This is a genomic window from Variovorax robiniae (assembly GCF_037889955.1).
In the GTDB taxonomy this organism is placed as follows: Bacteria; Pseudomonadota; Gammaproteobacteria; order Burkholderiales; family Burkholderiaceae_C; genus Variovorax; species Variovorax robiniae.
This window is the reverse complement of record NZ_JBBKZS010000002.1, coordinates 506791-518363: the sequence shown is the minus strand read 5'-3', so window position 1 is coordinate 518363 and position 11573 is coordinate 506791. Positions and strand designations below refer to the sequence as shown.

Below are 11573 nucleotides of genomic sequence, written 5' to 3'. Positions count from 1 at the left end.
GCGGATGGTGCATGCGTCGTGGTGCCGCGCCTCAGGCGATGGCTTCCTCGCCATGAAGCGAGCGCTCGAAATCCAGGTAAGCGAGTTCGATCCCTGCGCGCAAGGACGTGGTGGCCTGCCAGCCCATCTGCCGGATCTTGGACACGTCGAGAAGCTTGCGCGGCGCGCCATCGGGCTTGCTGGGATCAGTCTGTATGCGTCCCTTGTAGCCGACGACGTCGCTGACCAGCGCCGCGAGTTCGGCGATGGTCAGGTCTTCGCCCGTTCCGACGTTGACATGGCTCTCCATCACCTGGGTGTGGCGACGGTACTCTTCGGCTGGCAGCTGCATGACATGGATCGAGGCGCTGGCCATGTCGTCGACATACAGGAATTCGCGTCGCGCGGAACCCGTTCCCCAGATCACGACTGCGGGTGCGTCGGCGAGCTTTGCCTCGTGGAAGCGGCGAAGCATGGCAGGCAGGACGTGGCTGTTCTGTGGGTGGTAGTTGTCGCCCGGACCATAGAGGTTCGTCGGCATCACGCTTCGGTAGTCCGTACCGTACTGCCGGTTGTAGCTTTCGCAAAGCTTGATGCCGGCAATCTTGGCGATGGCATAGGGCTCATTCGTGGGTTCCAGCTTTCCGGTCAGCAGGGCGGCTTCCGTCATCGGCTGCTCCGCCAGCTTCGGATAAATGCAACTTGAACCAAGGAACATCAATTGCCGCACACCCGAGCGCCAGGCTTCGTGCACCACGTTGGTTTGCACCATCAAGTTGGAATAGATGAATTCGGCGGGGTAGGTATTGTTCGCGTGGATGCCGCCAACGCGGGCAGCCGCCAGATAGACCTGGTCCGGTCGTTCCTCGGCGAAAAAGCGGCGAACCGAGGCCTGGTCGGTCAGGTCGAGTTCGTCATGGGTGCGGGTGATGATGGTCTTGTGGCCGCTGCCTTGGAGGTTTCGCACGATTGCGCTTCCGACCATTCCGCGATGGCCGGCGACATAGATGCGTTTTTGCAATTCGTTCATGGTGTGTCTTTCGGCAGGTGCCGCATGCAAAGATCAACGTCAGCCGCCGTCGTGGAAGCCGAGCCAAGGCATCTTGGCAGGCTACAGGCTTGGGCGAACTGCGTCTTCGTTATCAGGAAAGCACCCGGACGGAGGATCGATGACTTCCGGCACGGACGCTCGAGGTTTTCGAGCCGATGAATGGCAGCGAACGGAGTGGGCAAACGGCTGCGCACGCTTTCGACGGGCGGCGCGAACCGTCTGGCAATCAACGCGATCCGTCCCCGGTGACCACTGCACTGACCGTCTTCAACAGGATCTTGATGTCCAGCCAGAGCGACCAGTTGTCGACGTACTCCGCATCGAGTTCCACGCGCTTTGCGTAGGGCAAACGGTTACGGCCGCTGACCTGCCACAGGCCCGTGATGCCCGGACGCATCTGGCAATAATGCGCCCAGTTCTTGCCGTACAGGCTGCGTTGACGCTCCATGCAGGGACGCGGGCCGACGAGGCTCATGTCGCCCTTGAGCACATTCCAGAACTGGGGCAATTCATCGAGGCTCAATTTGCGGATGAACTGGCCAACCGGCGTAATCCGGGGATCCTTTTCCAGCTTCTGGAAAGTGTCCCACTCGGTGCGTGCCACGTCGTTGCGACTCAGGTACTCATCGAGCACATGCTCCGAGTTGCGCACCATCGAGCGAAATTTGTAGAAGCGAAAGCGTGCGCCACCGGCTCCGAGGCGGTTCTGCCAGAAGTGGATGGGCCGGCCCATGCTGATGAGCACGGCCATGGCAACGACGAGGTAGATCGGTCCGAACAGCGTAAAGAAGGTCAGCGCGCCAATGATGTCGAGCGTGCGCTTGGCCACGCGCTCCGTCCTGCTGAGGCAACGCGGCAGCGGGAGCGTCGTTTGTTGCGGCGAGCCACTCCCCCCTGGCAATAGGCGGGGGGCAACGGGGCCGTGGGCGGCGGAGTCGGAACGAAACATCAAAAAATCCCCTGATACGGCACTGCTTCGCTGGAGGTGGCAGTGTAACGCTTTACTACTATTCGCAAGAATTTGAACACATTTGAGCTATGCCGTCTTGTCGGCAAAAGTCGTAAGCCATCCGATGAAGAAGGCTACGTGCTCGCTCTCAATCGCCTGTTTGGCGCCTGCTCTTGTGCTGCAAAAACCGCTGATGGACTGTAAGCCTTTGGCCTGACACGTCCGTAACATTGCCTGCCGCTTATGTTGTCTTTACACGCCGGATTTCACGAAATCACACATGGAGCTTTGTCCAGTGTTTTTTTTGATCGTTTTTGGCGTCGCGGCGACCGCACTTGCACCGAAATTGGGCAAAAAAAAGCCCCTGGTGGCCGTCAGGGGCTCAGCAGGGGGCTTGGGTCAGGCCGAAAAACGGCCTGCATCCGGATCAGGCCAATGCGTTGCCCTGAGTCGACTTCTCTTCGAAGGGCAGGGTGACCTGGGAAAGATCCTTGCGCGTTTCGACCAGCACGAGTGGGCCCTCGTCGAGGACGACGGCCGGGGGGCGTTCCCGCGGGACGTGGATCTGCTTCGGCTCGGCGGCAATCGCCGCCTGGGCCTGCGCAATCCGCTGCGCGTCGGAATTGACCCATTGCAGGCCGGATCCCTCGGCGATCTGGGCCAATTGGGCGATGGGCAGTTCGAAAGGCGTGACCTTGGGCAGGCCGGTGCTGGGCGCTACCTTGGCCACGGGTGCCGCGACGACCGGTTCCACCGGTGCTGCTTCGGGCGCGACGGGCACGTGCTGCACGGGCGCTGCGACGGCTTCAACGGCTTCGACGACGCGAACCGGCCGTTCCTCAAGGTTGGCGGCCGCATCGGCGACAGGCGCCTCGACGACACCTTCGACGTTCTCGCGCGGGGCGCGGTCTCGCCGATCGCGGCCGTAACGGTCGCGTGAACGCGGGCGGCGCTCTTCGCCTTCGGATGCTTGCGCGACAACCGGTTCCTCGGCCGTCGGGCCTGCGGGCGCGGGCGACTGCGAACCATTGACTTGAGGCGCATCGTTGGCAGCCATTCCGTCGGGTCGACGGTCGCGGCGGCCTTCTCCGCGTTCACGGCCCTCACCGCGCTCGCCGCGCTCGCGACCGTCGCTTCGCTCACGGCGTTCGCCACGTTCGCCACGTTCGCCACGCGATCGGGGTTGCCGCTCGACCGGGGCCGAATTCTCTTCCCCCCCGACCAGGCCCATCGCTACTTGCTCGCCTTGCACGCCTTCAACGGCTGTTGCAACCGGCAGCGTGCGCGTGTCGGCTTCGCGCCGTTCGCCACGGCCACCGCGGCGCTCGCCGCCTTCACGCGGCGGACGCGGTTCGCGCTGTTGTTGCGGCTCACGCGGTTCGCGTGCCTCGCGCGCCGGTGCTTCCGGGCGCGCGCCTTCGGGTCGTCCTTCTCGACGCTCGCCTGGACGGCCATTGCGACGGTCACCGTCACGGCCACCACGACCGCCGCGGCGCTGTTCGCCGTCACGACCACCGCGCCCCTCGCCGCCTTGGCGGCCATCGCGGCCCTCTCGGCGCGGTTGCCGAGGCGTCTCTTCCGCTGCGACAGTTGGCGCGGGCGCGGGGGCTGGCACGGGTGCCGGCGCTGGCGCCGGCGAACCGCCAAAGAAGCTCTTGAGCCTGGCGAAGAACCCGGTCTCGGCAGGAGCCGGCGGTGCGACAGGCACGACGACCGGCGCGGCGGCGACCGGTGCCGGCGCACGCACGGGCTCGGGCTTCGGCACGGCGACCGGCGCCGGTGCGTCAGGCAGCACGCCCTTGATCACCGGCGTCTGCTTGTTGGTCGGCTCCTGCGAACGGCGCGTGACCGAGGTCGGGTCCTCGAACTCGTCGGCCATCTTGTAGCTGGCATCGATGTGGTCGAGGCGCGGATCGTCGTGCTTCAGGCGCTCGAGCTTGTAGTTGGGCGTCTCGAGCGTCTTGTTCGGCACCATCATCACGGTGACGCGCTGCTTGAGCTCGATCTTGGCGATTTCCGGGCGCTTTTCATTCAACAGGAACGAGGCCACCTCGACCGGCACCTGGACGTGCACCGCCGCCGTGTTGTCCTTCAGGCACTCCTCCTGGATGATGCGCAGGATCTGCAATGCGCTCGATTCCGTGTCGCGGATGTGGCCGGAGCCGCCGCAACGCGGGCAGGGGATCGAGGAGCCTTCGCTCAGCGCCGGCTTCAGGCGCTGGCGGCTCATTTCCATGAGGCCGAACTTGCTGATCGAGCCGAACTGCACGCGGGCGCGGTCCTGGCGGAGAGCGTCGCGCAGGCGGCTTTCGACTTCGCGGCGGTTCTTCGACTCGTCCATGTCGATGAAGTCGATGACGATCAGGCCGCCCAGATCGCGCAGGCGCATCTGGCGGGCCACTTCGTCGGCAGCTTCGAGGTTGGTGCGGGTGGCGGTCTCTTCGATGTCGCCGCCCTTGATGGCGCGGGCCGAGTTGACGTCGACCGAGACCAGCGCTTCAGTGTGGTCGATCACGATGGCGCCGCCGCTGGGCAGTTGCACCGTGCGGGCATAGGCCGATTCGATCTGGTGCTCGATCTGGAAGCGGCTGAACAGGGCCGCGTCGTCGCGGTAACGCTTCACCCGGGCGGCATGCTCGGGCATGACGTGCGCCATGAACTGCTGCGCCTGGTCATAGATGTCGTCCGTGTCGATCAGGATGTCGCCGATGTCGTGATTGAAGTAGTCACGGATGGCGCGGATGACGAGCGAAGATTCCTGGTAGATCAGGAAGGCGCCCTTGCCGCCCTTGGCCGCGCCGTCGATGGCGCTCCACAGCTTGAGCAGGTAGTTCAGGTCCCATTGCAACTCGGGTGCCGAACGGCCTATGCCGGCCGTACGAGCGATGATGCTGGCGCCCTTCGGGTACTCCAACTGGTCCATCGCTTCTTTGAGCTCGGCCCGGTCGTCGCCTTCGATGCGGCGGCTCACGCCACCGCCGCGCGGGTTGTTTGGCATCAGCACGACATAGCGGCCGGCCAGCGAGATGAAGGTGGTCAGCGCCGCGCCCTTGTTGCCGCGCTCTTCCTTCTCGACCTGCACGACCAGTTCCTGGCCTTCGCGGATCGCCTCGTTGATGCGTGCCGAACTGGCCGACACGCCTTCCGCGAAATATTGCTTGGAGATTTCCTTGAACGGCAGGAAGCCGTGGCGGTCTTCGCCGTAGTCGACGAAGCAGGCTTCCAGCGAAGGCTCGACGCGCGTGACTACGGCCTTGTAGATGTTGCCCTTGCGCTGTTCGCGCCCTTCGATTTCGATTTCGTAGTCGAGGAGCTTTTGTCCGTCGACGATGGCCAGGCGGCGTTCTTCGGCCTGCGTGGCATTGATCAGCATCCGCTTCATGATGCGTTGTCCTTGTTTCTATCGTTCTACCGGCCCATGACGGGCGCACGATGCACGGACGACGCTTGCGAAACGAGGGGGAATTGCCGCTTGATCCCGCTGATCCTGGCCGGAGGCGCAAAAGCGCGGGCGGCCCTCTATTTGAACGTCAGTCCAACAGAGACAGTGGGGGTGGGGGCGCGTGGATGGGCGCGAGCCAGATGCGGTGTTGAGGTGCTATCTTTTTGATAGCTGGGTGCGCAATGATGTCGCGCTCTGCGGGCGACTCAATGTTTGCGGGCGCGGGCATCAGCCAGCGCAAGCACATTTGAATCAGCAGCATCAACACTGGGGGACTCGCTTTGATCCGCAGACAGCCTGTGGGCCTGTCTGCTGGTATTCCGTATCGGTGTTTCGTTGGGCGTCGGCTTGACTTGGACGCTGCGCTTGCCGCCGCACGCTCTTGCGTTTTGGCCTGCAGGCGACGCGCCAAAGCGGCATCGACCTCACAGCGCAAACATGAGTGCTCTAAACTTCTGTCTTATCAAGCACTTACACGACCGCGCTGGTGAAAAACATTATAGGTGCGAAGCCCGACCCCGCGGCGGCAGAAGTCAGGTTTTTGACGGTTGATGACGAATCTGCCGGTCAGCGACTCGACAATTTTCTGTTCCGCCACCTGAAAGGCGTTCCCAAGACCCACGTCTACCGGATCATCCGGTCGGGGGAGGTGCGCATCAACAAGGGGCGCGTGCAGGCGGAGACGCGCATCGAGGCCGGCGACGTGCTTCGGTTGCCGCCGGTGCGCGTTTCGGCGCGGTCCGAGGAGGGCGCCACGCCGCCCGCGCCGGCGCGGGAATTTCCCCTGTTGTATGAGGACGACGCCCTGATCGCCATCGACAAGCCGGCCGGTGTCGCGGTCCACGGCGGCAGCGGTGTGAGCTTCGGCGTCATCGAGCAATTGCGGACCGCGCGGCCTGGCGCGAAGTTCCTCGAACTCGTGCATCGGCTCGACCGGGAAACTTCCGGCGTGTTGCTGGTGGCCAGGAAGCGCAGCGCGCTGGTCGCGTTGCAGGACCAGTTTCGCGATCGTGAGACCGGCAAGACCTACCTGGCATTGGTGGACGGCGAATGGCCGGCTTCCAAAAAGGTGCTCGACGCTTCCCTCGCGAAGTACCTGCTGCCCGACGGCGAGCGCCGCGTGCGCGTGGTCGCCAAGGACCATCCGGATGCCATGCGTTCCGTGACACTGGTCCGCGTGAAGGCGCGAATCACCCTCCCGGGCGAGAGCCAGCCGATGTCCTTGCTGGCCGTGACCATCAAGACCGGCCGCACCCACCAGATCCGTGTGCACCTCGCGTCGGAGGGCCATGCCATCGCGGGCGACGACAAGTACGGCAACTTCGAGCGCAACCGCGCGCTGCAGAAGGCCGGCTTGAAACGCATGTTCCTGCACGCCTGGCGCTTGCAATTCAATCACCCCTCCACCGGCGAGCGCATCGCAGTCCAGGCGACGCTCCCGCCGGAGCTGGCGCGGCTGCTGCCGCCGGCTACCGTTCTCGAGCTGTCCAGCCATGACTGAGCCCCGCAACCGCCGCTTTGACCTGATCGCCTTCGACTGGGATGGCACGCTGTACGACTCCACGCAACTGATCGTGCGCTGCATCCAGGCGGCCGTCGTGGACGTGGGCGGAGCCAGGCCGTCCGACAAGGATGCGGCCTGGGTCATCGGGCTCGGCCTGGCCGAGGCGCTGGCCAAGGCGGCGCCGGACGTGCCGCGGGAGAAATACGCCCAATTGGGCGCGCGTTACCGCCATCACTACATCGGCCATCACAACGACCTGGTGCTCTTCGATGGGGTGCTGCCCATGCTTGACGCTCTGCGCGCGCGCGGCCACAAGCTCGCGGTCGCCACCGGGAAGTCGCGCAGCGGTCTGGACGCCGCGCTCGCCACGGCCACCTTGCACGACCGCTTCGACAGTTCCCGTACCGCCGACGAGACCGCAGGCAAGCCGCATCCGCGCATGCTGCTCGAACTGATGGAAGAGTTGGCTGTCCCTCCCGAGCGCACGCTGATGATTGGCGACACCACGCACGACCTCCAACTGGCTATGAATGCAGGCTGTTCCAGCGTCGGCGTGAGCTACGGTGCGCATGAACCCGGCGACTTCGACGCGCTCAATCCGCTCTTCATCGCCCATTCCGTTCCGTCTTTGCAACACTGGTTGCTCTCCAACGGATAGGACGTCTGGAAGACCGCCCCATGACCGAGCAAGCGATTCCCCTGTGCAATGCTTCTGATCTGGCCGAAGGCGGGCGCGCCGTTCCCTTCGACGTGGTCTTCCGTGGTGAAACCTGCCGCGCCTTCGCCATCCGCTTCGAGAAGCGGCCGCACGCGTTTCTCAATCGCTGCAGCCATGTGGCGATGGAACTCGACTTCCAGCCGGATCGATTCTTCGACGACACCGGCCAATGGCTGCTCTGCGCCACGCACGGCGCCGTCTACAAGCCGGACACGGGAGAGTGCGCCGGTGGCCCTTGCCGCGGCGGGCTGGTGAAGATCGCCCTGAGCGAACGTGACGGCGTGGTGCACTGGCATACTGACTGGAACCTTCAACCCCTGGCCTTCTGAGCGGCCTTTGCACATGACCGACCCCACCCGCAAGGAGCCCGAAGGATTCGAGCCCTTTGAATCCACGGCACCCCTCACGGCATCGCAGGCCGCTGCCAAAAAGGCAGGCCAGGCCAATCCGACGCTTTCCACCGGATGGGAGCGCGCGACGCTCGAGAAGCTTGCTTTCGCCTCGCTCAACGAACAGAAGACGGCGCGCCGCTGGCGCACCTTCGTGCGGCTGAGCTGGCTGCTGTTCCTGGCGATCGTGCTCTGGTTCGGCCTGTCGCGCGGGACACCGACCACAGCCAAGGCGACGGCCCACACCGCGGTAATCGAGATCAAGGGAGAGATTGCCAACGGCTCCGATGCCAATGCCGAATCCGTCGTGGCCTCGATGAAGACGGCTTTCGAGGACGAGGGCGCCAAGGCTGTGGTGTTGCTGATCAATTCGCCCGGCGGCAGCCCGGTGCAGGCCGGCATCATCAATGACGAGATCAAGCGCATGCGGGCCAAGTACAACAAGCCGGTGTATGCGGTGGTCGAGGAGGCTTGCGCGTCCGCCGCCTATTACATTGCCGCGGCGACGGACAAGGTATTTGTCGACAAGGCCAGCATCGTCGGCAGCATCGGCGTGCTGATGGACGGATTCGGATTCACTGGCACGATGGAAAAGCTCGGTGTCGAGCGGCGCCTGATCATCTCGGGCGAGAACAAGGGCTTCCTCGACCCGTTCAGCCCGATGAACGACGCACAGCGCGCCCATGCGCAACAGATGATCGACCAGATCCACGACCAATTCATCAATGTCGTCAAGACCGGGCGCGGCGATCGACTCAAGACGCAGACGCCGGGCTTGTTCAGCGGACTGTTCTGGACCGGGCAGCAGGCCGTCGATCTCGGCCTGGCCGACCAGTTGGGCAACGTCGACTTCGTGGCGCGCGAGGTGGTCAAGGCCGAAGAGGTGATCGACTACACGCGGCGCGACAACGTGGCGGAAAAGCTGGCCAAGAAGTTCGGCGCCGCCATGGGCGATGCCACGGTTCGCGCGCTGCGCCTGTCGCCCGGCGTGCGCTGACCTTCAGCCGCGTGGCGCTTCCACGCGGCGCGCCGATATCGCCAGCGCAACCGCAAAGCCCACCACCAGCCACAGCGCCCACCCGAGCGAACTGACGCGGGCCACGAAGCCGATCACCGGCGGCCCGGCCATGAAGCCGAGGTAGGCAGCGGCCGAGACGGCCGCGATGCCGCGCGCCGGGTCCACGCCCGGCACCCGTGCAGCAGCCGAGAAAAGGATGGGCACCACGTTGGCAAATCCAATGCCCACGCCGGCAAATCCCACGAGTGCGAGCCAGGGCTGACGCGCGACGAGCACCAGTGCCATGGCCACCGCCGCCAGCACCGCACTGCCACGCAACAGCACGGCCGGCGCGAAGCGAGCCCGCATCGCATCGCCGCCGAAGCGGGCCGCAGCCATGGCTGCGGAGAAGCTCGCATAGGCGAGGGCGGCCTGGCCCTGCGGACTGCCGAGTTCCTGCTGCAGGTACAGCACGCTCCAGTCGTAGATCGCGCCTTCGGCGATCAGCCCCAACGCCGCCAGCACGCCGAGGATCACCAGCGCGCCGCGCGGCAAGCTGAATCCTTCGGCCGCTGGTGCAGCCGAGGAGGTTGCCGAACGAGGCAGCATGTATTGCGATGCCAGCAAGACCGCGAGCGCAGTCACGCCCGCCACCCAGATCAAGTGAGTTTGCGGTGCCATGCCGGCCGCGAGTGCGGCGCCACCGGTCACGGCGCCAGCCATGCCACCCAGGCTGAACATGCCGTGCATCCCGCTCATCAAGGTGCCGCCGTCCAGCAGTTCCAGCTTGGCCGCCTCGGTGTTGATGGCGACGTCGAACACGCTGGTCGCGATCCCGAACACGGCCAGCAACGCGAGCAGCGCGCCATAGCCTGGCATCACGATCAATGCGGCGATCAGCAAGGCATAGACCGTTCCGCAGATCCGTGCCGTATCGCGTGCGCCGTAGCGGCCGATCCAGTGGCCCGCGCGTGACAGGCCGGCCAGGGCGCCGAATCCCGCGGCCAGCAAGGCAAATCCCAGCTGCGCCTCGTCGACGTCGTAGTGCGCTTTCACCGTCGGGATGTGCACGCCCCAGGTCGCGAAGATGAAGCCCGAGGCGAAGAATTGCGCGCGCGAAGCCCAACTCGTGCCGGCGCTGATCCCGTTGCCCACCGGTCAGCGCCCGATCGCGAAGACGGCCGGCAGGCGATCCTCGGACTGCCCCGGGGTCGCACGCCAGCCTTTGACCGTATCGCTCCGCACCGTTGCGCTTGCCAGTGTCAGGCCTCGTGAAATGGCCATCCGCGTGTTGTGCTGCAAGGTCTGCAAGAGCGCTTGCTGGAGGGCGGCATTGCGATAAGGTGTCTCGATGAAAAGTTGGGTCTGGCCGGTTCGCAGCGCCAGCGTCTCGAGTTCGCGGATGCGCTGGCTGCGTGGGCCCGCCTCCTGCGGCAGGTAGCCGACGAACGCGAAATTCTGGCCGTTGAGCCCGCTTGCCGCCAGCGCCAGCAGCAGCGACACCGGCCCGGTCAACGGCACCACTGCGATGCCGAGCTCATGCGCCGCGCGCACAACGGACGACCCCGGGTCGGCCACGGCCGGCATCCCCGCTTCGCTCAGGAGGCCGATGTCATGGCCGTTCAGCGCGGCGGCCAGCATGGGGCGGGCGTCGAACTGGCCGGCGTGGTCGCCCTTCTTGTGCACATCGCGCGGCAATTCGGTGATCTCCTGGGCCTGCAGCGGTGCGGCTAGCGGCACGACCGCGTCGATGCGCTTGAGGTACGCGCGCGCGGACTTGGCGTTCTCGCAGATCCAGTGGGTGATGGCCGCCGCCTTCTGCAAGGTGCCCAGGGGCAGGGCGTCCTGCAGCGACGCCTGGACATCGCAGCCGAAGTCCAGCGGCGCCGGCACGAGGTAGAGCGTGCCCCGGGTCACAACAGATCCACGCCCGCGGCACGCAACATGCGACAGGTGCGAATCAGCGGCAGGCCGACCAGGGCACTGGGATCGTCGCTGTCGATCGCTTCGAGCAGGGCGATGCCCAGGCCCTCGCTCTTGGCGCTGCCGGCGCAGTCGTAGGGTTGCTCAAGGCGCAGGTAGCGCTCGATCGCGGCGTCGTTGAGGTCGCGGAACACCACGCGCACCGGAGCGATATCTTGCTGTGCGAAACCTGTGGCCTGGCATACCACCGCGACGGCGGTCTGAAAGACCAGCGTCTGGCCCCGCATGCGTCGCAGTTGCGCGGTTGCGCGTTCGTGATCACCCGGTTTGCCCAGCGATTCGCCGGCAAGGTCGGCGACCTGGTCGGAACCGATCACCACGGCCTCCGGAAAACGCCGGGCGACCGCACGCGCCTTCTCCAGCGCCAGGCGATTGGCAATCGCGGCGGGGCTTTCGCCGGGAAGCGGTGTTTCGTCGACGTCGGGCGCGTGCACTTCAAAGGGCAGGTGCAGTCGATTCATCAGTTCGCGCCGGTAGCGCGACGTGGAGGCAAGGATCACGGTGCGTTGCATAGCCCATGATTGTGGGGGACGGGGCCGCGCAGCGCCCGCACCCAAGGGT

General features: G+C 65.3%; 10 protein-coding genes. 4 read left to right on the top strand and 6 right to left on the bottom strand.

Features of this window, described 5'->3' with window-relative positions; genetic code table 11:
- Positions 1-31: 31 nt before the first annotated feature.
- From fcl to WKW79_RS06655, 3 genes are all read right to left on the bottom strand, one after another.
- The gene (gene fcl, locus WKW79_RS06665; protein WP_340334317.1) at positions 32-1009 is read right to left on the bottom strand and encodes a GDP-L-fucose synthase; all 978 of its coding nucleotides are present in this window, start codon (positions 1007-1009) and stop codon (positions 32-34) included.
- Between the two features lie 247 nt (positions 1010-1256).
- Positions 1257-1859 (bottom strand): sugar transferase, encoded by a 603-nt coding sequence (locus tag WKW79_RS06660; RefSeq protein WP_340334316.1) that lies wholly within the window; start codon positions 1857-1859, stop codon positions 1257-1259.
- A 547-nt stretch (positions 1860-2406) separates the two neighbouring features.
- Positions 2407-5361, bottom strand: coding sequence for an Rne/Rng family ribonuclease (locus WKW79_RS06655; RefSeq protein ID WP_340334315.1), 2955 nt, complete (start codon positions 5359-5361; stop codon positions 2407-2409).
- 547 nt (positions 5362-5908) lie between these two features.
- On the opposite strand from WKW79_RS06655, the gene WKW79_RS06650 reads away from it, so the two are divergent.
- The 4 genes from WKW79_RS06650 to WKW79_RS06635 are packed head-to-tail and all read left to right on the top strand — an operon-like array spanning position 5909 to position 9029.
- Entirely contained in the window at positions 5909-6922 is a 1014-nt protein-coding gene (locus tag WKW79_RS06650) for an RluA family pseudouridine synthase (protein WP_340334314.1), read from the top strand.
- Positions 6915-7583: an HAD family hydrolase gene (locus tag WKW79_RS06645; RefSeq protein WP_340334313.1), complete on the top strand. Its 669-nt coding sequence runs from the start codon at positions 6915-6917 to the stop codon at positions 7581-7583. The genes WKW79_RS06650 and WKW79_RS06645 overlap by 8 nt, the downstream gene beginning before the upstream one ends.
- A gap of 20 nt (positions 7584-7603) precedes the next feature.
- The gene (locus WKW79_RS06640) at positions 7604-7972 is read left to right on the top strand and encodes a Rieske (2Fe-2S) protein (protein WP_340334312.1); all 369 of its coding nucleotides are present in this window, start codon (positions 7604-7606) and stop codon (positions 7970-7972) included.
- A 13-nt stretch (positions 7973-7985) separates the two neighbouring features.
- On the top strand, positions 7986-9029 hold the full coding sequence (locus tag WKW79_RS06635) for a S49 family peptidase (protein WP_340334311.1): 1044 nt from the start codon (positions 7986-7988) through the stop codon (positions 9027-9029).
- Positions 9030-9032: 3 nt separating this feature from the next.
- On the opposite strand, the gene WKW79_RS06630 is transcribed toward WKW79_RS06635, so the two are convergent.
- From WKW79_RS06630 to WKW79_RS06620, 3 genes are read right to left on the bottom strand one after another with little or no spacing between them, the layout of a single operon-like run.
- Complete coding sequence (locus WKW79_RS06630; protein WP_340334310.1) at positions 9033-10184, bottom strand: MFS transporter; 1152 nt, start codon at positions 10182-10184, stop codon at positions 9033-9035.
- A 3-nt stretch (positions 10185-10187) separates the two neighbouring features.
- Positions 10188-10946 (bottom strand): SAM-dependent methyltransferase, encoded by a 759-nt coding sequence (locus WKW79_RS06625; RefSeq protein ID WP_340334309.1) that lies wholly within the window; start codon positions 10944-10946, stop codon positions 10188-10190.
- On the bottom strand, positions 10943-11524 hold the full coding sequence (locus WKW79_RS06620; protein WP_340334308.1) for a Maf family protein: 582 nt from the start codon (positions 11522-11524) through the stop codon (positions 10943-10945). The genes WKW79_RS06625 and WKW79_RS06620 overlap by 4 nt, the downstream gene beginning before the upstream one ends.
- Positions 11525-11573 lie beyond the last annotated feature (49 nt).